The following is a 25,427-nucleotide window of genomic DNA, read 5'->3' as shown; positions in this document are numbered from 1 at the left end:
CGGAGACCTGCAAACGATCTTCGCAAAGCTCTCGTCTTTGATCTACGAGGCGTAGGGCCGCACAATGGCCTCCAACAACATCATGAAGATCGCCGAGGCCGGAACCGCCTACTGGTTGGGGGCGAATGACGATGTTGTCGCATTCGGCCAGCCCCTACCCGACCTCAATCCCGGCTGAAGACCCGATCAAGTGGCCGGCGAGCGATGACGTCGCCGTCACGGGAGTTCCCCTGAGCGGGCGACGTCAGGTGAACGTTTCAGTCCCGGCGGGAAACTTTCGCAGTCGCCGCAGTAGCCGTACCCACAGTGACCAACGTGCGGGACGGCGGCTCATGCGGCCGGTCGCGGCGCGTTCGGCGTTGTCGAACAGATCGTGCACCAGGGCCTCGTGCATCCAGCGGATCACCAGCGGCCACAGTACGGTCATCCGCCCCTCGACGGTGCCGACGATCGTGTGAGTGAGGCGGCAGCGGCCCGGGCCCTGCGCGGTGATGAGAAACTCGTGGTAGCCGTTGAGCCCCGAGCCCGGTTCGAAGGACAGCCGGACGCGACGGCCGGGCTCGTAGTCGGTGACGCTGTAGCTGATCGGGCCGTGACCTCCGCGCGAGCCAGGGGTCAGCCCCGCGTCGAGGACCAGGGGCGGCCATGCTGGTTTGGGCCAGAGTTGGTCGTCTTCGGTTCCCACCTGATCCAACAGTTCGCCCAGGCGCTCAGCGGGCGCCTCAACGAGTCGGTGCTGGATGTTCCGCATCCGAGCCTCCATACGCTGGCGTATTGATACGGTGCCGTATCAATACGGTAGCGTATGTTCGTGACCTCCAAACGCCCGCGGCTCACCGCCCACGACTGGGCCGAGGCAGCCCTTGAGGCGCTCGGCGCCGCTGGACTGACAGCCGTCGCCATCGAGCCGCTGGCCGTCCACCTCGGCACCACCAAGGGAAGCTTCTACGCCCACTACGCCAACCGCGAGGCACTCGTGTCCGCCGCGCTGACGCTGTGGGAGCAGCGTTCGACCGAGGCGCCGATCTACGCGCTGGAAGCCGAATCGGATCCCGTAGCGCGGCTACGGACGTTGCTGAAGCAAGCGGGCCGACGCACCGGCCAGGACCCAAGCGAGATCAACATCCTGGCTTCGGCCGGACACGAGCTGGTGGCTCCCGTGGTGCGACGGGTGATGCAACGGCGCATCCAGTACCTGATCTCGTTGTTCGAGCAGATCGGGTTCACCCGGACCGAGTCCGTCCATCGCGCGACGCTGGCGCACACCGCCTACATCGGGCTCATCGAGATGACGACTCGCCTCCCGGGCGCGCTGCCCCTCGAGAACACCCGTGCAACCGACGAATACGTCAAATCCGTACTCGCCCTGCTTCTGTACGGCGCGGACCGCTGCGACCTACAGGAAGAAATCTGATGAGTGACACGCTCCAGAGGTTCATGCCCACATACGACCACCGCGTCGTCCATACGATCGGCATCCCCGCCCCGCGCGAGGACGTATGGGCGCAGATGCTCGCCGTAACGCTCGCCGAGCTTCCGCTCCCCCGCCTGCTGATGGCCATCCGTACCTTGCCCACCCGCCTTCGCGGCGGCGGGTCCGCACTCACGGCCAGATCACAGCCGCTGGCCGAGCTCTTTCGTGCCGACAACCGCTGGGTGACGCTGGCCCAAGAGCCGGGTCATGAACTGGTCCTCGGCAGAGTCGCTCGGTTCTGGCAGCCCGTCCCGACGGCGCCGACCAATGTTCGCACCGCTGAGGACCTCACCGCCTTCCGGGAATCCGGGTTCGCCAAAGCGGTGATCTCCCACGAGATCATCCCAGAGAGGACCGGCTCACGGCTGGTGACCGAGACCCGCATCCAGGGGACCGACCCTCGCGTACGACGGCTGTTCGCCGTCTACTGGTGGCTCATCAGACCGGGAGTCGGTCTCATCCGACGCAGTGCGCTCAACGCGGTCGCCCGCCGCTGCGACCATTCCGTCTAGGACCTGTACGAAGTTGAGATCAGAGGGATTCGCCTGCGCTTTGGTCTGCGAGCCCGGTAGGCCATCGCCATGGCGCGTGGAGACCTCACTGACGAGGAATGGTCCTCGATCGAGCCTCACCTGCCCCTGGGAAGGGGGCCCGATGCGACAGGGCCGGCGGAAGCGTGCGGGCCGGAGCGACGCTCAGCCTGCGACTGGCGCGGTCATGAGCGTCGAGCACGACACTCGCGGCGTGGAGGCACTCTTGGTCTTCAAGGGGGTTGCATCAGTGTTGCTGTCACCAGAGATCAAAAAAGCCCCGAACGGTGATCGTTCGGGGCGTCTTCCCTGCTCAGTTGCTGTGGTCAGGGGCGGGGTCGAACCGCCGACCTTCCGCTTTTCAGGCGGACGCTCGTACCAACTGAGCTACCTGACCTCGGTGGTGGATCGAACACCTACCAGAGCGGTCCTGACGGGACTTGAACCCGCGACCTCCACCTTGACAGGGTGGCGAGCACTCCAAACTGCTCTACAGGACCTTGCTTTGTCGGAAGTTTTCGCTTCCGTCTTTCTTGCCTTGCTTAGCTTACCAGTTCTTCGGAGGTCTTCGACCTGCCGTTTCCCTGGCGAGCTTTCGCTCGGCCGTGCCCCCAACGGGATTCGAACCCGTGTCGCCGCCTTGAAAGGGCGGTGTCCTAGGCCACTAGACGATGGGGGCTCGGAACTGTCGTCCCGCTCCGTTGCCGTCTTCCGCTGGAGACCTCTGAAGCATAGGGGACTTTTGACCCCGATGCCAAAGCGGCGTTCCGGCTTAAGGCGTCGTGGTGCCGGTGGTCGATCCCGTCGGAGACGGGGCGACCGTCGGCCCAGGGGAAATTCTACGGGCTGGGTTGGCCTCAACGTGACGTTCGATCTGAACGGACTGCTCTCCGAGGCCTCCCAGAGTGATGTCGTCCCAGGCCCGCAGGCGGTGTGTCTTGCGGTCGAAGTACAGGACCGAGGCCGCCACGGGGGTGGGTTCGTCGTGTTCCAGCGCCCGCAGGCCGGCGCCGCCGGTCGAGCCCTGCACGAGCAGACGGGTTCCGGTGGAAAGGATTTCAGTCGAGCGTTCGTGGGAGTGGCCCGCCAGGATCATCGGCGCCGCGCCGGAGAACCCCCTGGCGATCGTCGGGTCGTGCACCGCCACGAGGTCGACGGGTTCGGGGTCCTGGGCGATCTTGGCCGTGTGGGCGCGCCCGAGGGCGGTGAGGGAGTCGAGGTCCGAGTCGACGGCCACGGACTTGTCCGGGGTGAAGCGGGGATCACCCAGGCCGTAGATGCGCAGGCCCGCCACGGTCTTGACGGAGCCGTCGAGGACGACCGCGCCCTTCCGCTTCGCGACGGCCTTCTGGGTGGTCTTCGAGTCGTGGTTGCCCCTGACGAAGACGTACGGCAGGCCGAACCTGCCGATCTCCTCGGTGAACTTGTCCTCGGGGCCCGTGCCGTGGTCGGTCAGGTCGCCGGTGTCCACGATCACATCGATCTTGAACTGGGCGGTGAGCGAGTGGATGACGTTCCAGGCGATCGGGTTGAGGTGGATGTCGGAGACGTGGAGCACCCGGATCGACGTGGGGTCGGAGTCGTAGAGAGGCAGGGCGGAGACCGTGTCGTAGAGCTGGGAGACGTTGTTGACCAGCTTGGCGAGCTGGGCCCGGTAGGACTCGAACTTCGTCACGATCGACTCGGCGTCGCCCACCAGGGAGGGCGCTCCGGCGAGCAGGCCGGTGTACTTCGGCTCGACCACCGCGCTGGGACGGAACGTCAGGGCGATGGCGGCCCCTGTGCCCGCGATGGCCACGACGACGCTCAGCAGGCCTGCCAGCGCCGCCCCCGGCCTGCGAAAGACGATCAGAGAGCCGATGAGGCCTCCCGCGAGGCTGCACAGCAGGGCGCGCAGGACCAGCGTCCTGACCCCCTCGCGCAGCTCCCTCTCCAGCATGGCGGGCAGCTGGGCGGAAAGACGTGGATCCTCGAGGATCACCCCCACCCGGGCGGGGTTGATGTTCTCCAGGGTGACGCGCAGGGCGACCGGCGCGTTGTGGGTGTCGAACAGCAGCGTGCCGAACGGGTGGGCGTCCAGGACGGTCTCCCCCGCCCACGAGGGCACGGCCGACATGCCGATCTCGACGGGCCCGACGTTCGCGCGCACAGGACCGCCGAGCATGATTCCCAGCCAGCCGCTCGCGACGGCTACGACGACGATGGCCGCGCCGCGTACGATCCGCCCCTTCGCGAAGCGACGGGGCCCCTGGGTCCACTTCTTGAGATCCATGCGCATCTCCCCTACCCGGAAACGCGGGGCACAATGGCAAGTGTGATCGAGGTCTCGCGAGAGAGGTTCGAGGAGCTTGTGGCCGAAGCGCTGGACACGGTTCCTCCCGAGCTGACGAGAGTCATGGACAACGTGGTCGTGGTGGTCGTGGACGATCCGCCCGAACCGGATCTGCTGGGCCTGTACACGGGAGTTCCGCTCACCGAACGCGGCGGCTGGTACGCCGGGGTGCTACCCGACCGGATCGAGATTTACCGTCACCCGATCTGCTCGATCTGTGAGACCGAGGACGACGTGGTAGAGGAAGTGCAGATCACCGTGGTTCATGAGATCGCCCACCATTTCGGCATAGACGATGACAGACTGCACGAGCTTGGCTGGTAGCCAAAGCCACATTCTCCCCGGCTTGGTGCCGTCCCGGAAATTTTCCAATTTATAGCTACAGCCCGCATGGGATTGATTGCTTTCAGTTGCGCGACGGCGCTTCAACGGGCACCGTAGGTTACATACTGACCACCCACAGTCAATGTGCCTGCAGCCCAGCGGAGTCCTATGGCGGCCACCCGGCCCGGTCGGCTACCCGGGCGGCACCGCCGCCTCGCCGAGCGCCAAGTGACATATGGCGAAATCATCGCCATCAGAGAGTTTCGCGCGCTCTGGATGGCCCAGGGGCTTTCACTCCTCGGCGATCAGCTCTCACGAGTGGCGTTGTCCGTGCTGGTCTTCCAGCGGACGGACTCACCTCTGGCCACGGCGTCGGTCTACGCGCTGACCTACCTGCCCCCCATCATCGGCGGACCGCTGCTCGCGGCCCTCGCCGACCGTCACGCCCGACGACGGATCATGATCATATGCGACCTGCTCAGGGCTGCCATGGTCGCGCTCATGGCGATCCCCGGCATCCCCTTCGCGGCCCTGTCCGTGCTGGTCTTCTGCGTGGTGCTGCTCAGCGCCCCGTTCTCGGCCGCCAGGGCGGCGCTGCTGCCCGAGATCCTCGAGGGCGACCGCTACGTCGTCGGCTCCGCCCTGCAGAACATGACCAACCAGGGCGCGCAGATGCTGGGCTTCGCCCTCGGCGGCGCTCTGATCATGGGAATGGGACCGTACCGCGCGCTGGCCCTCGACGCGGCCACCTACCTGGCCTCCGCCCTGATCCTGGTCGCCGGTGTACGGCGCCGCCCCGCTCCCCTGTGCGGCGACGCCGACTCCTCCTCGATGTGGACCATGACGCGCGGGGGCGCCAAGCTCGTCTTCGGCGACCTACGGCTGCGAACGCTCGTGCTCTTCGCCTGGCTGTGCGGCTTCTACGTGCTTCCTGAGGGAATCGCCACCCCGTACGCCGCGACGCTGACCGACGACCCGCAGCGGATCTCCTTCATCGCGGGCCTGCTGATGGGCGCGATGCCGACCGGGACCGTCGTCGGCGCGTTCCTGTTCGGCCGGTACGTCAGCCCGTCGAGGCGGCTGCGTGTGATGGGCTGGCTGGCGATGCTGACCTGCGCGCCGTTGATCGTGTGCGCCGTACGGCCGCCGCTCGCCGTGGTGCTGGTCCTGTGGTTCGTCTCGGGGGTCGGCGGGGCCTACCAGCTCGCGGCGAACGCCGCGTTCGTGCAGTGCGTGCCCGCCGAGCGGCGGGCTCTGGCCTTCGGGCTCGTGCACTCGGGCCTGCTCGCCTCCCAGGGCGTCGGAATCCTCGTCGGCGGCGCCGCCGCCGACAGGTTCGGCCCCGAGAACGTGGTGGCACTGGCCGGCGCGGCGGGACTGCTCGTCGCGGCCGCGCTGGCCGTGCTCTGGGTCCGATCCCGCAAGGAGATCATCGAGGGGGTTCGCGCTGAGGCGACCGCCTGAGTCACGCCTGGGGGGTGGTGTCGCCGTGCTCACTCGGGGCCGCGGGAGCGGGGTAGGTCGGCGCCGGGGCCTGGGCCGGGGCCTGGTGGGCGGGGTACTGCGGCGCCGGAGGGGGGTACTGCGAGGCCGAGTACTGCCCTGCGTGGTGCTGCTCCTGCCGCCCCGCGTTCTTGGCCCAGCTCTGCTCGGCCTTCGCCCATCCCTGCTCGGCCTTGGCCTTGGCGTCCAGCCAGACCGGGTTGTCCTTGTTCTTGGCGACCAGATCCTGGAGGATCGAGGAGCTCTTGCCCTCCTCGGGCAGGAGCAGCCAGCCGATCGCGTAGATCCCCACACCGAGTCCGCCGAAGAAGCTGGCCACTGCGAGAGCCGCGCGGATGATGTTGGGATCGATTCCGACGTAGTGTCCGAGACCGGAGGCCACACCCGCGACGATGCGTCCGTCCCTGGTCCTGCGGAGCTGCCTGACACCCGAGAAGTCGTTTTCGTTCATGTCCTCAGACTGCCCGGTGAAGGCCTCCGGTCACATCGGGATTCCCCCTGGCGTGACCCTGACATCCCTCCTGAAAGCATCGGCAATACCCTGACAGGGGCCGATGAGAGAGGAACACCCCATGGACGACCTCCTGCGCATCGACGACACGTTCTCCGAGGAACAGCGCCTCATCCGTGACACCGTGAAGGAGTTCGTCGCGGACAAGGTGCTTCCCCACGTGGGCGACTGGTTCGAGGAGGCGGTCTTCCCCGCCCGCGAGCTGAGCCCGCTGCTCGGCTCGCTCGGCCTGCTGGGCATGCACCTGACCGGGTACGGCTGCGCGGGCCTGGACGCCGTCTCCTACGGCATCGCCTGCCGGGAACTGGAGGCCGGAGACTCCGGGCTGCGGTCGTTCGTCTCGGTGCAGGGCTCGCTCGCCATGTTCCCCATCTGGAAGTACGGCTCCGCGGAGCAGAAGGAGCAGTGGCTGCCCCGGATGTCCTCGGGCGAGGCGATCGGCTGCTTCGGCCTCACCGAGCCCGACCACGGCTCGGACCCCGCCAACATGCGCACCCACGCCAAGCAGGATCCCTCAGGAGACTGGATCCTCAACGGGTCCAAGATGTGGATCACCAACGGCTCGGTCGCCGACGTCGCCGTGGTCTGGGCCCAGACCGACGACGGCATCCGCGGCTTCGTCGTTCCCACCGACACGCCCGGCTTCTCCGCCCCCGAGATCCACAGGAAGATGTCCCTGAGGGCCTCGGTGACCTCCTCGCTCTACTTCGACGACGTCCGCCTTCCAGCGGCCGCCGTACTGCCTGGGGTCCGCGGTCTGAAGGGGCCGCTGTCATGCCTGTCGGAGGCCCGCTTCGGCATCCTGTGGGGCGTCGTGGGCGCGGCCCGCGCCTGTCTGGAGGCCGCGGTCGACTACTCCAGGACCCGCGTTCAGTTCGGCAGGCCCATCGGCGGCTTCCAGCTGACCCAGGAGAAACTCGCCTGGATGTACGTCGGCCTGGGGCAGTCACAGCTCACCGCCCTCCATCTGGGCCGTCTGAAGGACGCGGGCACCCTCACCCCCCGTCAGGTCAGCTTCGGCAAACTCGCCAACGTCCGCGCGGCCCTGGACATCGCCCGCCAGTCGCGCTCGGTCCTCGGAGGCAACGGCATCACCCTGGAGTATCCAGTGATCAGGCACATGAACAACCTGGAGAGCGTCCTGACCTACGAGGGAACCCAGGAGATCCACACCCTCGTCCTCGGTGAGGCCCTGACCGGCATCCCCGCCTACCGCTGAGCACCGCCCCGGAGCCCGGGCCGTCGAGGCGCGGGCGCCCGGGCCTCCGCCGAAGCGCGGAAACCCGTCACCGAGCCACGGTCGCCGAGACCTGCCGCTGAAGCGCGGGTCGCCGAGGCCTACCGCTGGAGCGCGGGTCGCTGAGGCCGCCCACTGGGACGCCATTCGGGGGCCTGGGCCGCCCTGCTCAGCTCGCGCTCCCAGGAGACGCCCCGGCGCAGGTAGGAGCGGAACAGCTCGGCGGTGGCCCGGGCGTCGGCCAGCGCGGCGTGAGCGCCCGAGAGCCGGATGCCCGCCCGCTCGCAGCAGGCGGCGAGGGTCCACTTCCCCTCGGAGATGAAGTCCGGTGCGAGTTTCTGCGTGCACAACGTCTCGGTCAGCCAGTGACTCTCGGGCAGGACCCGCAGAAAGCGCAGATCGAAAGAGGTGTTGTGCGCCACCAGGACACGCCCGGCGATCCGGCTCCAGACATCGTCGAGCACTTCCTCGATCACCGGCGCCCTCGCGACCATCCTCTCGGTGATCCCGTGGACGTGCACGGCCCCTGTCGCGCGCCGCGGATTGATCAGCGAGTGCCACTCGTCGAGGGTCGCGCCCTCGGTGTCCAGGGAGACGAGAGCGATCTCGCAGATCTGGTCGCCCTTGGCCGGCGAGAAACCTGTGGTCTCCACGTCCACCACGACATACCCTTGCCGCGATGCCACGCGAACACCCCCGGTGGACTCAAACCCCGAGCTCGTCATGACTGCCACTGTATGATCCGTCCGCCCCTCCCACACACGATTCGGCCAACAGGCACCCCCTCCGGGCCTGGCGACGGACGTTAGTGGACACTATCCTCGGTACGCTGTCTCCAGCGGGGCGTTAGCTCAATGGTTAGAGCTGCGGACTTTTAATCCGTAGGTTCTGGGTTCGAGTCCCAGGCGCCCTACCACTCCTGACCAGGAAACAAGGCTCTGAGCTGGGCCTTTGTTCCTGGCGATCTTTCCTGGCACATGCGGCCAGGGCGGCGATCGGGATCCGGCGCCGGGAGCGGCCCCGCACGGTGATGATCGGGGTGTGGCCGCGCGGGCTCCAGGTCCGTGCGATGGGCGGCGTCATCGACGGGCCGGTCTCGTCTTCGAAGACGATCCAGGCGCCGAGCGCCGCCGCGGATCTTCCACGTTCGGCCAGGTCTCCTTCACCCAGCCGGTCACCGCCGCCTGATTGCGCTCCAGGGCGCAGCGGGCCGGGACCTGACAGGAGTAGCCGTTGCGGATCAGCAGCTTGCGCACGCCTTGGAGGGTGTAGGTCAGATGGAAGCGCCGGCCGATCACGGTTTTCATGCGTGTCAGGGTCCAGCGCTGGTCCGGCCAGCCGTACCAGATGGGCCCTTTGACCAGTTCCTGCTCCAGGACGGTGAGTTGCCGCTCACTGAGCCGGGGCAGGGAAGCCGGCCCGTGCGAGCGCAACGCTCCGGCCCCTCCGCTCTGCCAGTCCCTTTTCCATCGCTGAACGGAGCGGAGGCTGATCCGCAGGTCCTGGGCGATGGCCGTACTGGATTCATCCCGCGCGAATCTCTCGGCTGCCTGGAGCCGTAGTCGTTCGCGGAACGCTCTTCGTTCGGCGGACAGTCCTCCGCCTTGTGCGTACCTCATGATGTCGGTCTACTCGGCAAACAAGGCAGGTCAGGACCTACGACACCACGAGTTCAACGTCAGTAAAAGCGGCAATTCGCTGGGATCGCCTCAATCAGTCGAGGGAAGCTGAACCAGCAGTCCTTGGGAGGAGAACAATTCATGATCGAGGAACCGCCCAGTGACTCTTCCCAAGATGCATAGATACTCCTCTATCTGTCCTTCCGTCGATGTGATGTCGTACGGCAAACCCTCCAGGTAAGTTTGGTATTCCTCCTCATAGTAGATGCTTCCAGTGCATGTCCCGTCGTGGGTGTAGAACAGTTCGTCGATTTCTTCTATACCAGGGATGTATGAGACATCGAAAGCGCGCTGACCGCCGAGACTGAGTGGGTCCGAAGACAGCATCAGGCCGTTGAGATAAATAACTATTGACCAGCCAGGAGCAAGGCGGGCAATCCAAGCCTGATGCGGTGCCTGGGACTTGGAACCGTATGATCTCATGGCGGTCTGAAAGTCGCATGCGGCTGTCGTCTCCGTTGCGACTCGCAGCCGTCGGGCTACCTCGTCGATGTCTTCGATGCTGACCCATTGAGCCATGAAGAAGTCATGGAATCCATGTTCGAGCAGAAGGCGATGTTGATTTTCGGTAGGGAGGGCATGCATGGAGGATGTCCGGATTCTATATGGTGAGCGTCGACAGGGAAGGGGTAAGGAGTGGCACCATACCACTCCTTACCCCTTCCCTAGAATAGGTTTAGCTGGTCGGCGTCAAGGCGCGATGAGCACCCAGAAGGGATTTTCTTTCCCGACCCGGAAGTCTGCGCAGAACTTTTTGAGCGCCGTTCCCTGAAGGTTGTTTTGTTTGCCGTTCAGGGCCCTTACGGAGAAATGCCCTTGAGCGTATCCGGCCCCTTGCAGGGTTGAGGCGAACGGGTATTCGTCGCAGGTGTTTGTTTTCCCCACGGGCAGTTCGTCACTCCTGTATGGCGGGGGATACTTGTCCGGCATGTAATATTTGCAGTAGTTGATACTCCAGGAGTGACGGTCACGGGCTTTTTCGCGATCGGTGACCTCCTGCGGGGAGGACGGTGGGGACGTCAGAGGCGGCGGGAGCAGCCAGTGCATTTCCTTTGGCGTTTCCACGCTTCCCACGTCCATATGCATTTCAATCCGAGAGAAAAACTTCCTGTTGTATTCGGCGGTTTCGCTCTTCTCTGCTATGCCCCTGGTCAGCGGCTTCCCTGCAGCGTCGTCGCCGTCCTCATCGTATCGGGGAGCAGCCCAGTTGCCGTATATGAACTTATTTTGCTCGTTGCCCAGAATCTTTCACGTGGGCGGGTATGACGGCTTCGACCAATCATGGCCTGGCCGGAGGTATGGGAAGGTCTGAGAGTTGTTTGGCTTCAGGGCGTCCTCGATATGCTCGATCACCTCTATGAAGGCTCTGTCGTCGCTCTTGGACATGACGAACACGCGCTTCGCTCTGGTGTTGATACAACCACCGACCCGGTCTACGACATCCTCGTCCCCGGCGCCGAACGTCAGGCTGTCGCAGCGGAAATTCGGCACCCAGCTCAGGAGATGCGGCTCGCCCTTACCGTGCCGCCGAATTCCGACGACCTTCCCGTCGTCATCTAGGGCTTTATCGCTCCAGAGACGAAGGGTCGGGTCCGCCAACCCCTCCACATCGAATCGGATATGAGGGGCAATCGTGCAGACGAACGTGCTCTTTGCATCGACGGTCGCATAGATCGCCCTCGGACCGTTCCGGACGGTTCAATGCAGGTCAGAGGGCATGAGCGGTCCGTCCTGAACGGGTCTGAACGCCCCTGTATTGCAACCCGAAGTGCAACCCCGGTGCCCGGTGGGCCGGGGCTGAGGCACGAAGCCCTGAACAGTCGATCGCCCCCAACCGTCGCGCGCCATCAGCCACTTACTGGCGATCGTGACACAGAAGTGTGCGACTGACGTCTTGCTCGCAAAGACGCACATCGATCTTGCTGAACTTGCGAAGACGCAGATCACAGCGTTGATCGCGTTCCCTGTGACTCTTCGCCGCTCTCCCTGGTTCCTCCCCGTTGGCACGCGACGGGCACGGCCCGAGATCTCCGAGCAGACGCGCACATCCCGCCCGCCTGATCATCCTGTTCACCGTCGACCCGCCCGAAGAGGCCCCTCGTCGCACACCGGCAGCTCGGCGGCCCGATCATGCTTGTCGGGGACAATCTCGGGCACCCATCTGAGCGCCGGGATGCGCGCCTTCGTCGCTGATCAGGACTGGCTGACCGTCGTCCAGCCGCCCACCCACGCCGCTGACCTCAACCCGGTCGAGGGCGTCTGGTCGCTGCTGCGGCGCTGCTTCCTGTCCAACATCGCCTTCACCGGCCCGGAGCACCTGATCCGCACCGTCCGGCAAGGACTGCGCACCATCCAAAACCGCAGCGACCTCATCGACGGCTGCCCAGAGGGAGCGGGGCTGACCCTCACATCGGCATAACCGCACACGACATCACGAGTTCAACCTCAGTAATCCGTAGGTTCTGGGTTCGAGTCCCAGGCGCCCTGCCGCTCCTGACCAGGAAACGAGGCTCTGACCTGATCCTTTGTTCCTGTCGATCTTTCCCGGCGCATGCAGCCGAACGCAGCCCCACGCCACTGTTCGCGGAACACACGCGGAATGGAACCGGCGACGTTTCCCCAGGTGGCGACGGGGATTCCGGAGGCGCGTGGAACGATTCCGGGGCCTGTTGGGCCGACACGACGAAGGACCCCGAGGAATTCCCGGGGTCCTGCGTGCTGACCCGTTGGGAACGTCATGTCGTGAGCGCTTCCAGGATCCGCTTGTCGGCCGTCTCGTGCTGCCCGTCGATGCACCTGGCGTAGAGCTTGAGCGGCACGTCCACCCCGTGCCCGGCCCGCCGGGCGACCTCCGGCGCGTGAACCCCGGCGTTCAGCCAGAGCGAGACCGCCGCGTGCCGCAGGTCGTACGGCCGCCGCGCCGGCGGTGAGGCCACCTGCTCGGGGGGATCGGCGGAACGCAGCCCGGCGAAGTACATGCGGGCGAACATGGCCGCCATCATCTGCCCATGGGTACGGCCCGCGTAGGTCGGCGCGGTGAGCAGCTCGCGTGCCTGGGCCGGGTTGACCACCGCCCGCCGGTCGATCTCGCCCCTGGTCTTGACCTTGCGGAACTTCACCTTGTCGATCACGCTGCCGGGATGGACGCGATCACGATGCTCCAATGGCTCCTGGAACGCGATGTGAACGCCCTGCTCAGGGTGGACGCCGAACGTGGGAGCGCTCGGCCCTGGACCTTCCACGCGAGCGGCGGAGCCCAAAGTAGTCGATGGGTCGTCCGCGCCGACGCCGACTCCGCCGAAGAATGCCTCCGACAGGCTCGCAAGGCGCTCAAAGCCCATGGGCTAGATCTACCCGGGTAAGGCACCCACTGAGGTCGAGCTCTCCAGTACCACCCCCACGAGCGCCTGATGGTGGCTGATCGCCATACGGGGTCGGGAGCGATCGACGGTCCGGGGCCTCGTTTCTCAGCCCCGGCCCACCGAGCACCGGCGCAACGGAGGAGCAACCGTCCCGTGCCCGCTGCGTGCCCGTCAGGAAGGGGAACGAGAGGGAACTACGAGGACTCGTGGAGGGGACGCGCCCATCTCGATCTGGAGTGCGGCAAGTCGTTGGATGGCACACCACCGAACCGGCTCCTCCGATCACCGAAAAATCGAAAGCCCACCGCCCGGCAGACAGACGAAGCGCAAATCATCAGGCCCGCAGGTGCTCCACGCCTCGTATTGGGAGTCGGGTTTCACGTTCAGGTGCGTCCCGGTGTCGAAGACCAACCGCAGCGCACCGGACTTGAAGGCAACCGATGACACGAGTGTCGCGCCGAAGAGCACCAGGGCCGGCGCCACCTCCTGACGCTCAGGGGTCAGCTGGACCGGCTCCGCGTCCGGAGCACTCAGCGGGCCTCTGGTGAGCGTCGCCGCGGACTCGATGTTCACCTGGGCATCGCCGTCGAGGAGCAACGTCAGCTGATAGCTCACCCGGACTTGGACCACCTGCATCCCTCGGTAGGGCAGAATCCACCGGTCCTCCAGCTCAGCCAGATCCGCCGGTGTGGTCACAGTGCCGTCCGAGCGCATGACCGCTTCCCGGATCAACGGGTCGGCAGCCGCATGATCCCTCCTCAGGTGGTTCACCGAGACCACCATCCGAAGCGTCTCGTCGCCGTACGGAAGCACATAGGCGAGGACTTTGTACTCCTGGCCGTCCTCTCCGGTGACGTTCTTCCAGTCCTTGTCACCGTTCTCTTTCATCACAGCGAGCTCGTCGTAACGTGCGACACGTCGCCAACGGTCCAGCTGCTCCTCCGCGATCCTCGCCGCGGCCTTCTCGTTCAGCTTCACCAGGTCATCCTGTCGCTCGTGCCGTCAACGTGCCATCAGAGCATCAGAGAGGGTGACGAGGGGGCAACCACGGTCACTCACGACCGGCCGAGAGCCCAGCTCAGCCGCGCTACGAGGCGTGATCAACGCACTTCCCGAGCTGACGGTGCCTCGACCAGGGAAACACCGAGTAAGCCGAGAGGAACTTGGACGGCAGAATGACTGGATGCGGCGATTCGATGCCGCAGGGGCCGGCCTCGTCCCCGGGCAAGGGGTGCAGGGCCAGGTGACTGGCCATGAGCCGTGGGGCGTCATGGCGCTGATTTCGGGTCATGAGGGCATCGGCGCCTCCATTGACGCCGCTGTGAGCGACAGCCCTTCTCAGCCCTGCCCTCCACCACCGGAAGGGTGGATTCCACGACCGGCACGGGCCCATAATCCCCAGGTTCTGGCCCTGTCTCCTGACAGAACAGAAGCTTTCGACCACCTGTTTCGAGGCGGTACACGAACGAGGTCACACCGCTCGGCCCCGATCCCAGCTCGCAGGCCAAGGCCGGAATCGGAGCCGACCAGCCGCAGCCGGGGAACCTCCGTACGGCAGTCTCTTCGGCGGTCAGCAGAGATCGAGAGCGAGCTCCAAGCGCAGGTACGCGTCGACCCAGGCCTGCTCGGTCGCCTGGTCACGGCCGTAGGTCAGCGTCGCAGCGAAGGCCGTGACGGCCTGCGCGACGCGGTGCAGTCCAAGCGCGGTCAACCGCTGCGCCGCGCCCGCGAGCCGATCACCGTACGGCGGGGGCAGGTGGCTCAGGCCCCGGTGGGGCGCCTCTGCGAGCAGATCCCGGGTGTCGGCCAGAGCCGCGAGCAGCGGTTCGCGTGGGGGCGCGTCAGCGGCCGCGAGCCTGCCGGAGCACCCGGCGGGCTGCAGGTCGGGGACGATGACCCGATCTTCGACCGCCAGGCCGACCGGCTCGATGACGACGCTTCCGGCTGTTCTGCGCACGATGCCGCTGACGAAACGCAGCTCACCTTCCGTACCGGCGAGCACGGCCGCCAGCGCGTCGAGGCGTCCGGGGGCGGCGCTGGTGTGGGTGGCGCTGACGGTGGCGGGATTGCCCGCCCGGTCGGTGATCACGGCGTCGAGACGCTGGTCGCCGGGAGCATAGGTGACGGACCCCACCCCGGCCACGGCGACGACCCGGACCAGCTCCGCTTCGACACGCGGGCGGATCGGCCGCGGGACGAGGGCGTCGAGTTCGCGAGCGAGGGCGGTGAAGTCGGTTGCCACCAGTGACGGCGGCAGTTCGTCCCAGTCGCCCCGCGAAGGGCTGACGGTGGTCTTGGCGATCCGTCCTGAGGCCAGCCGCACCGTCCGGCTGGCGCTGCGGACGGCGGATTCGGTGACGAGATTTCCCGCGGCGAGCGCGGCCAGCGTGGTCGTGGCGATCCGCCGTCGTGACAGCTCCGCGCCGTCGGCGTCGCCGTTCCAGTGGCGGCGAAGCACGAGCACCATGGAGCTGGCGCTGTGGACGAGGTACACCTCGGCGATCCGCTGGTCGCCGAGGGCCCGGATCCGGCAGCCGAGGCTGTCGAGGCGGACTCGGCGCAGGGGTGTCTCGGCGGCCTCCGCGCTGCCCAGCACGCTGCTGCGCAGGGTGGCATCCGGGCGGATCACCGCACGGTGGCGGGCGTGCAGCTCGGCGATGTGACCGGCGAGCAGTTCTGGACGGTAGTGGGCGCTGCGGTCGTGGTAGGCGGTCAGCTGCTCGGCGAGGTCGTCGACGGCCAGCAGCGGCCAGCGCAGACCGGCGTCATCGAGGTGGCGGCGCACGTCGGCGACGGTGGTCTCCAGGCTCTGCCCGAGACTCGTCGCGCCGTCGTACAGGACCGTGGCGGCCAGTGCCAGCGCCCGCTCCAGCCCGGAGCCGGTGCCTGCTTCGACGCCGCCGACGTCGACCCGCACGTCAGACACGTCGGGATGCCTGTCGTCGGCGGCGCGGAACGCCCACACCGCCAAGGCGACGACCTCGTCGCGGCTGCCTGCGACGGTGTCGGTGTGCACGAAGCCAAGGTCACCGGGGACCAGGAAGCGCACGGTCGCTGTGGCGAGCTCGACCTGCGGCACCGGATCGGCGGCGGTGGCACGGCGGACCCGGGCGGTGTATCCGGCCTGCTCGGCACGGCGGGCGGCGGCCATCATGCGGGCGCCGATCCTGGCGGTGAGTTCGTCGTCGGTCACCTGCCCCGGAGACCAGGGCGCGGGCGGCCGGTCGGCCGGGCGTTCCGCGCCGGGTTCGGCGGCACGCCGGTCGACCGGGGGATCCTCGCCCGGCCGGTCGACGCGCTGGTAGGCCAGGATCACGCCGATCAGGTGGCGGCAGACGCCCCTGGCGCCGCAGGTGCACCGCCCGGCGTCGAGGCCGCCAGGAGGCAGGCTGGCGGCCGGGCCGTCGGGGAACTCGCCGTGCACCGTGCCGTCGGCGTCGGCGCGCAGCCGTGGCGCGGCGCCGTCGATTTCCTTGGCGGCGCGTTTGACCAGGCCACGATTGGTGAGTGCGGCGAGGGAGTCGGCGGTGAGCGCGAGCAGGTCGGTCCTCATCGGCCCACGTGCTCCGCGACGAAGGAGGCCAGTTCGCCGGGTGTCATCGCGCCCACGTGCGCCCCGACATTCGCCATGCGCTGCGCCAGCTCCCGGTCGTAATCGGGGTTGGCCTGCTCGTCGAGAGCGGCCAGGCCCAGCACCTTGGTGCCCTGCTCGACCAGGTCTCGAACGATGCGCACCAGCCGGTGCGGATCGCCGCCCTCGTAGAAGTCGGAGATCAGCACGACGATCGCCCTCCGCGGCTGGTCGACCAGGTCGGCACCGTACGCCGTCGCGCGGGCGATGTCGGTGCCGCCGCCGAGCTGGACCTTCATGAGCAGCTCCACCGGATCGTCGACGTCGGCGGTCAGGTCGACGACCTCGGTGTCGAAGGCGACCAGGTGGGTGCGCACACCCGGCAGCCCCCACAGGCACGCCGCGGTGACCGCCGAGTGGATCACCGAGTCGACCATGGATCCGGACTGGTCGACGAGCAGGATCACCTGCCACTGCTCGAGGTGGCGGCGGGTGCGGGTGAAGAAGTACGGAGTCTCGATCACCACCTTGCCGGTGTCCGGCTGGTAGCGGCCCAGGTTGGCACGCATGGTCCGGGTGACGTCGAAGTTGCGGGCCTGCCGCAGCCGGCCGGGACGGCGCGCCTTCGTGCCGGAGAACGCGGTCCGCACCTCGGTGGCGAGCTTGTCCGTCAGCTGCCGGACGACCGTCTCCACGATCCGCCGGGCCAGTCGCAGCACCTGCGGGTTCATCAGGTGCTTCGTGCGCAGCACCGCCTTGAGCAAGGCCGGGTTGGGTTCGATGCGCTCCAGCACGGCCGGGTCGGTCACCACGTCGTGGATCTCGTAACGTTCGACCGCGTCGCGGTGCAGCCGCTCGACCGTCTCCTTCGGGAACAGGCGGGTGATGTCGTCGAGCCAGTCGACGGTGGTCAGCACTGACACGCCGGTGCCGCCCTCCCGGGGACCGCTGCGCCGTACACCTCGCTTACGCAGGTCGTCGTCGCGGCCGTAGAGCCAGTCCATGGCCGCGTCACGGGCGGCGGCCTGCGCGCCGAGCTGTTGTCCGCCGAGGCAGGCGCCGCCGGACTCGCCGAGCAGCAGCCGCCAGCGTTCGAGAACGGGGTCGATCATGGAACTTCCTTCGGCCTCGTGACCGGAACAAGCATGGTCATAATGTGATCAATCCCTCCCGGCGTAGCGCCGCGTCGACCCGCTCGTCCAGTGCCATCCCGGCCGCCACCAGCTCCGGTGTCGCATCGAGCCGCATCAGGTTCCGGCTGGAGCCGGTGCGCCACTGAACCAGGCGGGTGGCGATGATGTGCCGTTCGCGGGGCGGGAAGTATCCGAACGCCGCGCGCAGCGCCGGCAGCGCCACCAGGAAGTCGTGGCCGGTCATCGCTCCCACCAGCTCGTCGAGCAGCTCCAGCGTCCCGGCGGTGTGCAGCACCTCCTCACGGGCCAGTGCGAACAGCCCGGCCAGCCAGTCACCTGCCGACGCCGGGGTGAAAGCACCGCGTACCGCTCGAGCGGGGTCCGCGACAGCCGTACCGCGCAGCGACCAGCCCAGCCCGAACGACGCGCCACGCAGGTCGGGTGGCGCGTCCTGGCAGGCCGCGAGCCGGTCGGCGACTCCCAGCGCCGCCTGGGTGTCCAGCCCGAGCGCCGTCCCGGCGTGGGTCAGGACGTCGCGGACCGCGATCAAGGCGTTGATCCGCCTGAGGTCGGCCGGCGCCGTGCCGCCACGCACACCCTCGGCCAGCCACAGGACCCGGCGGGTGGCGCCCGCGATGACCGTGCCCAGCGTGGTGCTACGGCTGGTCTGGAACATGTCACCGTGTCGCCACATCGCCAGGACGACGGTCAGCGTGCGGCCCAGCGATCCCAGGTCGGCCGCCGCGCCGACGGCCCGCGCCAGGTCGTCCAACACCTGCCCGGTCAGCTCTCCGACGCCGCACAACGCCGCATCGAACAGCAGGTCGGCCAGCTGGTCCATGTCCGCGGCCGTGATCTTCTCCGAGAGGGCGGCGGCGGCCGCCTCCTGCGGGTCCACGCCGTAGCCGCCGGCCTCTATCAGGGCGGGCAGTCGGTCGTCGGACTCGGTCAGCGTCCACTGTTCGACCAGCACCGGGCCGCCTGCCGGATACGGCCCGGACTCGCGCGCCAGGCCGGGGATCGCCAGGACCCGCAGCCGGTGCAGCAGCCTGCTGCGCTCTCGGTCGATCTCCTTGCCAAGGTCGAGACGCACCTCACCGGAGCCGTCCAGACCATGGCGGCACAGCTGCTCGGTGACGGCGTGCACCAGCGGCGGCAGCGGAGTCGACGTGTGCAACCGGCCGACCCGGTCACCGCTGAGCGCCGCGACCATCTCCACGATCGCGGGATGGTTGCCTGCCTGCAGCCGCCCGCGGGTCGCCCAGGGCAGCGGGACCTCGAGTGCCTCGCTGACCAGGGCGCTCGCCAGGCCGTCCAGCACGTCGACCCGGGCCGGATGCCGGTGACCGCGCACCAGCGCCAGCCCGTCCGCGGTGGCCCGGGCGGCGATCAGGTCCGCGGTGGACACCTGCTGGCTTCGTGCGCGCAGCCGTACCGCCACCGCCTCGGTGAGCCTGCGGGCGGCCTCTCCCGGGCCCGACTCCCACAGCTGCTGGTAGTAACCCGGCGACGGCATGCCCGACTGGTAGCCGTCGAAGGCGTCCAGCCGCCGGAACGAATACGGCACCAGGTAGCTGCCGACGACCGCGTCATCAGGCGGTTCCGGCAGCTCCGGCCAGGTCTGCTCGCCCTGCTCGGTCAGCCGGATCAGTGCGGGGCGGTGGAAGCCGCCGGTGACCACGACGACCGGCCGCTCGCCCGCGTCGGCGACGGCGGCCCGGATCCACCGCGCCATGTACGCCTCGCGGGCCATGTCGTCGGCGCCGGGCTCGGCGTCGCCACGCACCAGGTCGAAGTAGGTGGCCAGCCGTTCGGCCAGCCCGTCGGCGGGCTCGATCTCGAACAGGTGGTCCCACAGGGCGTCCACATTGTCGACCGCGAAGGCACGGCACAGCCGCTCGGTCACCTCGGCGTAGCGGGCCTCGGCGTCGGCGTAGCGGTTGCGGACCTCGGCCAGCGCCGGGTGCCAGGCGGGCAGGTCGATGAAGCGCAGCTCCGCGCCGACGGCGTGGCCGACGGTCAGCGCCGCCCACTCGGGGGAGTAGTCGCACAGCGGCGCCCACGAGCCGTGCCGACGCCGGGCGTCGCGGTAGCCGGTGTACACCGCGATCGGCAACTCGTGCCCGAGCAGCAGTTCCCCGAGCCGGTGGTTCATGTCGGCCGGTCCCTCGACCAGCACGTACGCGGGCCGCAGCGCCGAGACGGTGTCGGCGACCAGCCGGGCGCAGGCGGGACTGTGGTGCCGGACGCCGATGAACGTCGCAGTCATCGTCACCCCGGCAGCAGGTGACGGGCCTCGTACAGGGCCTGCCACTGGTCGCCACGCCGCCCGTTGGCCTGCCGCTCCAGATACCTGCGGAGCTTCGCCAGATCCTCCGGGTTGTCCTTGGCCGCGGTCCCCGCCAGGCACGACACCAGGTCGGCCGCCGTGCCGGGCTCGCCGCGCAGGAACCAGCCGCGCAATCCGACGGCGTGCGCGACCGAGACCGCCTCGGCGGTGCTCATCACCCCGGACAGCCGGTCGGTGGCGTCGCCCCGCCTGGTCTGCCCCTCGCGCAGCTCACGAAAAGCGGTGACCAGGACCTCCAGCACATCGCGCCTGGGCGGCGCGCCGACCCCCGAGCGCCGCAGGAGCGCCGTAGCCTCCGCCTCCACCAGCGACAGCTCGGTGTCGAAGTCGGAAATGGGGAAGACGGTCTCGAAGTTGAAGCGCCGCTTGAGCGCGGCGCTCATCTCGTTGACGCCGCGGTCGCGGGTGTTGGCGGTGGCGATGACGGTGAAGCCCTCCTTCGCGAACACCATCGACTCCGGCCCGGTCAGCTCGGGTACGGCGAGCACGCGGTCCGACAGCGGCGACAACAGGCAGTCCTGCACCTCCAGCGGGCACCGGGTGATCTCCTCGAAGCGCACCACCTTGCCTTCGGCCATGCCCCGCAGCAGCGGGGCGGGCACCAGCGACCGCGTCGACGGGCCGTCGGCGACCAGCAGCGCGTAGTTCCACGAGTACTTGATCTGGTCTTCGGTGGTGGCCGCGCCGCCCTGAACGGTGAGCGTCGAGGCGCCGCTGACCGCGGCGGCGAGCAGCTCCGACAGCAGCGACTTCGCGGTGCCCGGCTCACCGACCAGCATGAGTCCCCGGTTGGTCGCGAGAGCCACCAGAGCTCGATCGATCAGTGACGGGTCGCCGACGAACTTACGGCTGATGCCGAGTTTCTCGTCGCCGACGACGAAGCGCAGGGCGGCTCTCATGCTCAGCGCCCAGCCGGGCGGCCGGTCGCCGTCGTCGCTCTCACGCAGCCGGGCCAGCTCGTCGGCGTAGCGCACCTCGGCCGGGGGCCGCTGAATGTGGTCGTTCATCGGATGAGCTCCTGCAGCTCGCGCATGATCTCGGAGGCGGTGATGGGGTCGAGGCCGTCGAAGTCCTGCTTGGAGAGGTGCAAGGTCTGCTCCTCCTCCATCTCGATGTAGCCGACAGAGACACCGGGATCGAGACTGACCGTAAAGGTCCTGCCTCCGGGAAGGTCCCGCTCGATCCACCCCTGCCAGCCGGCGTCCTGCGGATCACCACGCCGCCAGGCCCCCCGTTCCAGACCGAGCACCCGGCCGGTCGGGATCTTGGTGAACAGGTTCGGGTCGAAGTCCTCGACCGAGGTGTGGACCTCCCGGCCCAGCTGTGGGAACGGCTGCAGGATCTCGTAGTCGGCGAACACCTCCGCCCAGGCACTGAGGGTCTCGGCCAGCTCCAGCGGATGCGCGACCCCGATGACCGCATCGCCCGGCAGGGTCAGCGTCTCGTCCTCGACGTCGGCGAAGCTGCGGTCCTCGGCCACGCGCAACGCGCCGAGCAGATCACCCGAGGAGTCGTAGTACCCCCAGACCAGCCTCCGCACGATGTGCCACAGCAACGGGTGGCCGACGAACAGCCGCGTGAAGTCCTCCACGCTCCAGCGCCGCCGGTCCACCATGGCCTGCTCCAGCCGGCGGATGTTGTCGGAGGCCGCGGTACGGACGTCCTTCTTCAGCCCGGCGAAACGCCGGTAGGCCGCGGACGCCGGCTCCGCATCATCCTTGACACCCGGCTTGGGCAGGCTCTTCAGCCGCTTGCCGCCGGAGTCCACCACGTACGGCTTGAGCTGCTCGTCGAAGCCGACCACGAACTTCCTGGCACCGTAGTCGAGGGTCAGGCTGCCGTCGGCGGCCAGGCCGAAATCCGGCACCAGCCGGTCGGCCAGCTCCTGCGTCTCCAGGCCCAGCTCCGCGGCGACCTCGGCCATCTTCTGCCGGGCCCGGTTCTTGAGCCCGCTGAACTTGACCTTCTCGGCGATGCCGTGCAGGTGCATCAGCGCGACCTCGGACCCGAGGGCGGCCAGGATGTCCAGCCCGGTGACGGCCCGGCTGTGCCCGCCCTCACCGGGCCAGGTCCGGATCAATGGGGTCAGCCTGCGGACGGTCTCGTCGTCACCGAGTAACGCGAGCGCGTCCATCATCCAGCTCTCCTTGGACGGGTACCCGGCCGCCTGCCACCGCTGGAAGAGCGCCCAGGCGAAGTCCGCGAGGCTCCGGCTGTCGCAGGCCTCCTTGACCAGGGAGATGCCGGCGTACGGGTCGCCGGGCCTGGAGATCGCCAGCATCGTCATCACGTGGCGGGCCGCCTCGATCGGCAACGCCCCGGCGCCACCGCGCAGCTGAACACGGGTCAAGATCGCCGGATCGGCCCAGTCGGGCACCGCCGGGATCTTGCCGGGGAGCACGTCGAGCGGGTCCGCGGCCAGCAGGCCGGCGATCGCGGCTTCGGCAGCCGGGCCGTACCCCGCGGCGGCCTGGGCCACCGCGTCGCGGTTGCCGCCCGCGACCAGCGCCAGCAAGGCTTGCTCGGCCTGCCGGCGTGCCGGACCCGGCTTGCCCAGAGCCGCCGGGACCAGCGCCCGGGCGGCGGCGCCGGGGTGTCGCGCCAGCCAGGACAGCGCGGTGGCCCGCACCGACTTCAGCCGGGTCAGCCACTCGGCCATCAGCACGGCGATCTCCGGGGCGGCGAACGGGAGCAGTGCCGGAGCGATCAGCCCGGGGTTCTTCCGAGCGCTGGCGACCACCACGGGCAGCGCGGCCGGCCCGAAGCGGGCGACCACCACCCGGATCCAGTCGGACGCGCCCCACAGATCGGACGGGACCCACGTCTCGAGCAGCGGCCTGACCAGTTCCTCCGGTCCGAGCGTGAACAGATCCACCTCTTGGTACCAGGGGGCGCGGCTCGCTCCGGTCCCGGCGAGGTTGGCGGCGATGTGGGCGGCGATGCGCTTCCAGTCGCGGCCGCGGTAGCCGCCCTGGTCCGATCGGGCGGAGCGCCAGGCATCGCGCTCGCCCGGCCCCCACACCAGCGTCGGTTCGTCCGCGCACACCAGGTCGCTCACCACCACCGGCTTGCCGGCCGTACGCGGACGTTTCCACGGCGGGCTGACCAGCACCTCGGGCAGGGCCTCCGGTGGAGCGGTGGCGACCGCCGCAGCGGTCGAGATCGCGCTGATGCGCTTCGCGGCGGCATCGCCCACCTCCGCCAGCACCTCGTCCACCAGGTCGGGGTGGGCCAGCACGTGGGCACGGAACAGCTCATCCAGCACCTTGCCGCCGGAGGCGGCCAGCATCCGCATCGCCCGGCGCGGGAAGCGGGCCGCCGCCCGCAGGAGCGCCGGCTGGGTGGGCTTGTGCTCGATCCGGTCGATCAGCGCCCGCATCGCCTCGTCGCTCGGCAACTCGGCGATCGCCGCCAACAGCCGCCGCCGCTCCTCCGTGCTGTAGGCGTCATCGGACCATCCGGCCAGAACCGGCACCGCCGCGGCGCCCATGCCGTCGATGAGCGTGGCCAGCAGGGCGGGAGTCTGAGTCACCCGATAACCCGACACGTGACTCGCGATCAGTGCCACCTGGTCCGGGGTGCTGATCGCGGCGATCAGGCAGTCGGCGAGGCGCGAGCCGATGCCGGCGGCTTCGGCGCAGTCCGCCTCCACCCAGTCGATCTCGGTCGGCACCAGGTAGGACACGGCCACCCGATGGTGCGGGCCCTTCTCACGGCACCGGGCCAGCGAGGTCACCACCTCGGCGTATTCGGCATCCGACGTCGCCGCGACGGCGGCGCGGACCCGCAGAAACAACTCCGTCCGGTTCCAGCCCCACCAGCGACCGGGGTGGTCGGTCGCGCCCAGTCGCTGGATCGGCAAGGCGGGCCTCGTGCTGCTGTTGTGGTAGTCACCGTCGCATTTCAGCGAGCTCAGCTCGGCCACCGCCACCGCCGCGAACACCGGGCCGCGCTCCAGCAGCCAGGTGTCGGCGAACGCGGGCAGCGTCGTCGTGTCCTGCCAGTCCACGTACGCGCCCACCACTTCGGCGGCCACCGCGGCGCCCAGCGGAGTCACGTCCCCTGCCAGGTGTGCCGTGCCCGCTTCGACGATCTCCGGATCGGAGCACAGCTCCAGGGAGTCGAGGATCGCCTGCCGGTACTCGGCCAGTGTCGCAGCGACCTTCGCCGGTGCGCCCGCATCCGGCCGCTTCACGGTGACCTCCACGCCGCCCCGCCGCGGATGAAGGCCGCGTACCCAGCTCGCCGGCATCATGAAGAGATCTTCGTCGGCGACCTCGGCGGGTCGCTGTGCCGGTGCCGACGCGTTGGGCACTCGCTCCGAGGTCGCCTGCGGCGGTGAGGTCACCGACACGGCCGGCGCGTCGTCCTCGACGTAACCCTTGCGCAGCTTCTCGGCCGCCAGCTTGTCGGCCGCCGCCTCAGCCGCCGCGGCGGTGTCGAACGACTTGACCTGCGTCTGGCCGGCTGTGCCGAGCCGCCCGTACCGGATGTTCAGATCGGTGCCGTTCTGGCTCACCTGCCAGAACTTCGCCGAGCTTCCGCTGACGTAGGTCAGCATCCGTTCCATGGTCATGCAGATACCTCGCAAGGGTCTACGCATTACGCGCTCAAGGGGCACGGGCCAAAGTAGCCATGCATGCCGACAATCTCTGGAACGCATGTCCTGAAATGGCATGGTGTGGAATCTTCATCTCATATACCGCTCGGTGCTACTCGTCGATCAGTCCGCCGAGCACCTCGCGACCCTCGCAGGGGTGATGAGGGCAGCCGCCCCAGGCCAACAAGACGTTCTCAGGACACGGCCTGGCGCGCCACGCGGTAGCGGAGGTAGACGACTCTTGAGTTGAAGGCGCGGGTCTCGACGAGTTCGAGATCCACCCGGCGCTCGTGCTGGGGAAAGAACGGAATGCCGCCGCCGACCAGCACCGGGTAGACCCTGGCCCGGTACTCGTCGATCAGACCCGACGCGGCCGCCTCGGCGGCGAGAGTCGCGCCGCCGATCGCGATGTCGCCCTCCCCCGGCTCGGCTCGCAACCGCTCGATCTCCTCCGCCAGGCCACCGGAGGCCAGGCGGGCGTTTCCCCGCACCGCCGACAGCGTGGTGGAGAACACCACCTTCGGGAGCGCCTTCCAGATCGCGGCGAATTCGAGCGTTGAGTAGTCGAGCGACGGGTTCTGGTCGACGGTCTCCCAGTACAGCATGGTCTCGTACAGCCGTCGTCCCAGCAGATGGACGCCGACCTTGCGCACCTCGTCGGTGGCGAGGTCAAAGACCTCCTTGTCGGGCGCCGTCCAGTCGAAGGAGCCGTCCGGCCCGACGACGTAGCCGTCCAGCGAGACGGCCATCGAGTAGGTCACGCTGCGCATCAGAGGTCCTCCTCGGTAACTGGTTCGACAGTGCGACCGCCGGACGCCGCA

Annotated in this window: 22 protein-coding genes and 4 tRNA genes; 8 read left to right on the top strand and 18 right to left on the bottom strand. The window is 68.3% G+C overall.

From position 1 onward, the window contains the following. Window positions 1-244: 244 nt before the first annotated feature. Window positions 245-751 (bottom strand): SRPBCC family protein, encoded by a 507-nt coding sequence (locus PKF00_RS23740; protein ID WP_271219825.1) that lies wholly within the window; start codon window positions 749-751, stop codon window positions 245-247. Window positions 752-811: 60 nt separating this feature from the next. Here PKF00_RS23740 and PKF00_RS23735 point away from each other — a divergent pair, with 60 nt between their 5' ends. Further along, complete coding sequence (locus PKF00_RS23735) at window positions 812-1,414, top strand: TetR/AcrR family transcriptional regulator (RefSeq protein WP_271219824.1); 603 nt, start codon at window positions 812-814, stop codon at window positions 1,412-1,414. Next, a complete protein-coding gene (locus tag PKF00_RS23730; protein WP_271219823.1) occupies window positions 1,414-1,986 on the top strand; it encodes a hypothetical protein in 573 nt (190 codons plus the stop codon). The genes PKF00_RS23735 and PKF00_RS23730 overlap by 1 nt, the downstream gene beginning before the upstream one ends. Window positions 1,987-2,327: 341 nt before the next feature. On the opposite strand, the gene PKF00_RS23725 is transcribed toward PKF00_RS23730, so the two are convergent. From PKF00_RS23725 to PKF00_RS23710, 4 genes are all read right to left on the bottom strand, one after another. Further along, a tRNA-Phe gene (locus PKF00_RS23725) sits at window positions 2,328-2,401 on the bottom strand. A gap of 28 nt (window positions 2,402-2,429) precedes the next feature. Further along, a tRNA-Asp gene (locus tag PKF00_RS23720) sits at window positions 2,430-2,504 on the bottom strand. Window positions 2,505-2,610: 106 nt separating this feature from the next. Next, window positions 2,611-2,683, bottom strand: a tRNA-Glu gene (locus PKF00_RS23715). 93 nt (window positions 2,684-2,776) lie between these two features. Next, window positions 2,777-4,276, bottom strand: coding sequence for a metallophosphoesterase family protein (locus PKF00_RS23710; RefSeq protein WP_271219822.1), 1,500 nt, complete (start codon window positions 4,274-4,276; stop codon window positions 2,777-2,779). Between the two features lie 33 nt (window positions 4,277-4,309). Here PKF00_RS23710 and PKF00_RS23705 point away from each other — a divergent pair, with 33 nt between their 5' ends. After that, entirely contained in the window at window positions 4,310-4,660 is a 351-nt protein-coding gene (locus PKF00_RS23705; RefSeq protein WP_425582292.1) for a metallopeptidase family protein, read from the top strand. A 168-nt stretch (window positions 4,661-4,828) separates the two neighbouring features. Beyond that, complete coding sequence (locus PKF00_RS23700) at window positions 4,829-6,124, top strand: MFS transporter (protein WP_271219820.1); 1,296 nt, start codon at window positions 4,829-4,831, stop codon at window positions 6,122-6,124. Window position 6,125: 1 nt separating this feature from the next. On the opposite strand, the gene PKF00_RS23695 is transcribed toward PKF00_RS23700, so the two are convergent. Continuing rightward, a complete protein-coding gene (locus tag PKF00_RS23695) occupies window positions 6,126-6,614 on the bottom strand; it encodes a PspC domain-containing protein (RefSeq protein WP_271219819.1) in 489 nt (162 codons plus the stop codon). A 121-nt stretch (window positions 6,615-6,735) separates the two neighbouring features. Between PKF00_RS23695 and PKF00_RS23690 the strand changes: the two genes are divergently transcribed. Beyond that, window positions 6,736-7,893 (top strand): acyl-CoA dehydrogenase family protein, encoded by a 1,158-nt coding sequence (locus tag PKF00_RS23690; protein WP_271219818.1) that lies wholly within the window; start codon window positions 6,736-6,738, stop codon window positions 7,891-7,893. 119 nt (window positions 7,894-8,012) lie between these two features. On the opposite strand, the gene PKF00_RS23685 is transcribed toward PKF00_RS23690, so the two are convergent. Continuing rightward, window positions 8,013-8,597, bottom strand: coding sequence for a 3'-5' exonuclease (locus PKF00_RS23685; RefSeq protein ID WP_271219817.1), 585 nt, complete (start codon window positions 8,595-8,597; stop codon window positions 8,013-8,015). Window positions 8,598-8,751: 154 nt separating this feature from the next. Here PKF00_RS23685 and PKF00_RS23680 point away from each other — a divergent pair. Beyond that, window positions 8,752-8,827: transfer RNA gene (locus tag PKF00_RS23680), tRNA-Lys, on the top strand. Window positions 8,828-8,990: 163 nt separating this feature from the next. Here PKF00_RS23680 and PKF00_RS23675 read toward each other — a convergent pair. From PKF00_RS23675 to PKF00_RS23665, 3 genes are all read right to left on the bottom strand, one after another. After that, window positions 8,991-9,530 carry a winged helix-turn-helix domain-containing protein gene (locus PKF00_RS23675; RefSeq protein ID WP_271219816.1) on the bottom strand — a complete coding sequence of 180 codons (540 nt, stop codon included), beginning with the start codon at window positions 9,528-9,530 and terminating at the stop codon, window positions 8,991-8,993. A gap of 90 nt (window positions 9,531-9,620) precedes the next feature. After that, window positions 9,621-10,175: a hypothetical protein gene (locus PKF00_RS23670; RefSeq protein WP_271219815.1), complete on the bottom strand. Its 555-nt coding sequence runs from the start codon at window positions 10,173-10,175 to the stop codon at window positions 9,621-9,623. 105 nt (window positions 10,176-10,280) lie between these two features. Further along, a complete protein-coding gene (locus PKF00_RS23665) occupies window positions 10,281-10,670 on the bottom strand; it encodes a NucA/NucB deoxyribonuclease domain-containing protein (RefSeq protein WP_271219814.1) in 390 nt (129 codons plus the stop codon). A 201-nt stretch (window positions 10,671-10,871) separates the two neighbouring features. Here PKF00_RS23665 and PKF00_RS23660 point away from each other — a divergent pair, with 201 nt between their 5' ends. Further along, the gene (locus PKF00_RS23660; RefSeq protein WP_271219813.1) at window positions 10,872-11,150 is read left to right on the top strand and encodes a hypothetical protein; all 279 of its coding nucleotides are present in this window, start codon (window positions 10,872-10,874) and stop codon (window positions 11,148-11,150) included. A 574-nt stretch (window positions 11,151-11,724) separates the two neighbouring features. After that, window positions 11,725-12,009 carry a transposase gene (locus PKF00_RS23655; RefSeq protein ID WP_271219812.1) on the top strand — a complete coding sequence of 95 codons (285 nt, stop codon included), beginning with the start codon at window positions 11,725-11,727 and terminating at the stop codon, window positions 12,007-12,009. Window positions 12,010-12,325: 316 nt separating this feature from the next. Here PKF00_RS23655 and PKF00_RS23650 read toward each other — a convergent pair whose 3' ends face one another. From PKF00_RS23650 to PKF00_RS23615, 8 genes are all read right to left on the bottom strand, one after another. After that, window positions 12,326-12,754, bottom strand: a complete 429-nt coding sequence (locus PKF00_RS23650) for a site-specific integrase (RefSeq protein WP_271219811.1) — start codon at window positions 12,752-12,754, stop codon at window positions 12,326-12,328. A 480-nt stretch (window positions 12,755-13,234) separates the two neighbouring features. Further along, window positions 13,235-13,930, bottom strand: coding sequence for a DUF6188 family protein (locus PKF00_RS23645; RefSeq protein ID WP_271219810.1), 696 nt, complete (start codon window positions 13,928-13,930; stop codon window positions 13,235-13,237). Between the two features lie 592 nt (window positions 13,931-14,522). Further along, window positions 14,523-16,505 (bottom strand): YehQ family protein, encoded by a 1,983-nt coding sequence (locus tag PKF00_RS23640; RefSeq protein WP_271219809.1) that lies wholly within the window; start codon window positions 16,503-16,505, stop codon window positions 14,523-14,525. Then, window positions 16,502-17,635, bottom strand: a complete 1,134-nt coding sequence (locus PKF00_RS23635) for a VWA domain-containing protein (protein WP_271219808.1) — start codon at window positions 17,633-17,635, stop codon at window positions 16,502-16,504. The genes PKF00_RS23640 and PKF00_RS23635 overlap by 4 nt, the downstream gene beginning before the upstream one ends. A 37-nt stretch (window positions 17,636-17,672) precedes the next feature. Further along, entirely contained in the window at window positions 17,673-19,925 is a 2,253-nt protein-coding gene (locus PKF00_RS23630) for a DUF5682 family protein (protein WP_271219807.1), read from the bottom strand. 2 nt (window positions 19,926-19,927) lie between these two features. Continuing rightward, window positions 19,928-21,013 carry an ATP-binding protein gene (locus tag PKF00_RS23625; protein WP_271219806.1) on the bottom strand — a complete coding sequence of 362 codons (1,086 nt, stop codon included), beginning with the start codon at window positions 21,011-21,013 and terminating at the stop codon, window positions 19,928-19,930. Next, entirely contained in the window at window positions 21,010-24,582 is a 3,573-nt protein-coding gene (locus tag PKF00_RS23620) for a WGR and DUF4132 domain-containing protein (RefSeq protein WP_271219805.1), read from the bottom strand. Before PKF00_RS23620 ends, PKF00_RS23625 begins: the two co-directional genes overlap by 4 nt. A 218-nt stretch (window positions 24,583-24,800) precedes the next feature. Continuing rightward, window positions 24,801-25,376 (bottom strand): dihydrofolate reductase family protein, encoded by a 576-nt coding sequence (locus PKF00_RS23615; protein ID WP_271219804.1) that lies wholly within the window; start codon window positions 25,374-25,376, stop codon window positions 24,801-24,803. Window positions 25,377-25,427: the final 51 nt, after the last annotated feature.

Origin of the sequence: Streptosporangium carneum (assembly GCF_027922005.1) — a bacterium.
Lineage (GTDB): Bacteria > Actinomycetota > Actinomycetes > Streptosporangiales > Streptosporangiaceae > Streptosporangium > Streptosporangium carneum.
This window is presented reverse-complemented; position numbering and strand designations above follow the sequence as displayed.

Excerpts from the sequence above, each read along its gene's own strand:
- PKF00_RS23630 (WP_271219807.1), bottom strand. The coding sequence starts at position 19,925 with ATGACTGCGACGTTCATCGGCGTCCGGCACCACAGTCCCGCCTGCGCC.
- PKF00_RS23695 (WP_271219819.1), bottom strand. The coding sequence starts at position 6,614 with ATGAACGAAAACGACTTCTCGGGTGTCAGGCAGCTCCGCAGGACCAGG.
- PKF00_RS23675 (WP_271219816.1), bottom strand. The coding sequence starts at position 9,530 with ATGAGGTACGCACAAGGCGGAGGACTGTCCGCCGAACGAAGAGCGTTC.
- PKF00_RS23615 (WP_271219804.1), bottom strand. The coding sequence starts at position 25,376 with ATGCGCAGCGTGACCTACTCGATGGCCGTCTCGCTGGACGGCTACGTC.
- PKF00_RS23700 (WP_271219820.1), top strand. The coding sequence starts at position 4,829 with ATGGCGGCCACCCGGCCCGGTCGGCTACCCGGGCGGCACCGCCGCCTC.
- PKF00_RS23690 (WP_271219818.1), top strand. The coding sequence starts at position 6,736 with ATGGACGACCTCCTGCGCATCGACGACACGTTCTCCGAGGAACAGCGC.
- PKF00_RS23665 (WP_271219814.1), bottom strand. The coding sequence starts at position 10,670 with ATGGACGTGGGAAGCGTGGAAACGCCAAAGGAAATGCACTGGCTGCTC.
- PKF00_RS23730 (WP_271219823.1), top strand. The coding sequence starts at position 1,414 with ATGAGTGACACGCTCCAGAGGTTCATGCCCACATACGACCACCGCGTC.
- PKF00_RS23640 (WP_271219809.1), bottom strand. The coding sequence starts at position 16,505 with ATGAGGACCGACCTGCTCGCGCTCACCGCCGACTCCCTCGCCGCACTC.
- PKF00_RS23635 (WP_271219808.1), bottom strand. The coding sequence starts at position 17,635 with ATGATCGACCCCGTTCTCGAACGCTGGCGGCTGCTGCTCGGCGAGTCC.
- PKF00_RS23670 (WP_271219815.1), bottom strand. The coding sequence starts at position 10,175 with ATGCATGCCCTCCCTACCGAAAATCAACATCGCCTTCTGCTCGAACAT.
- PKF00_RS23740 (WP_271219825.1), bottom strand. The coding sequence starts at position 751 with ATGCGGAACATCCAGCACCGACTCGTTGAGGCGCCCGCTGAGCGCCTG.
- PKF00_RS23660 (WP_271219813.1), top strand. The coding sequence starts at position 10,872 with ATGGCCTGGCCGGAGGTATGGGAAGGTCTGAGAGTTGTTTGGCTTCAG.
- PKF00_RS23625 (WP_271219806.1), bottom strand. The coding sequence starts at position 21,013 with ATGAACGACCACATTCAGCGGCCCCCGGCCGAGGTGCGCTACGCCGAC.
- PKF00_RS23710 (WP_271219822.1), bottom strand. The coding sequence starts at position 4,276 with ATGGATCTCAAGAAGTGGACCCAGGGGCCCCGTCGCTTCGCGAAGGGG.
- PKF00_RS23620 (WP_271219805.1), bottom strand. The coding sequence starts at position 24,582 with ATGACCATGGAACGGATGCTGACCTACGTCAGCGGAAGCTCGGCGAAG.
- PKF00_RS23705 (WP_425582292.1), top strand. The coding sequence starts at position 4,310 with ATGGCAAGTGTGATCGAGGTCTCGCGAGAGAGGTTCGAGGAGCTTGTG.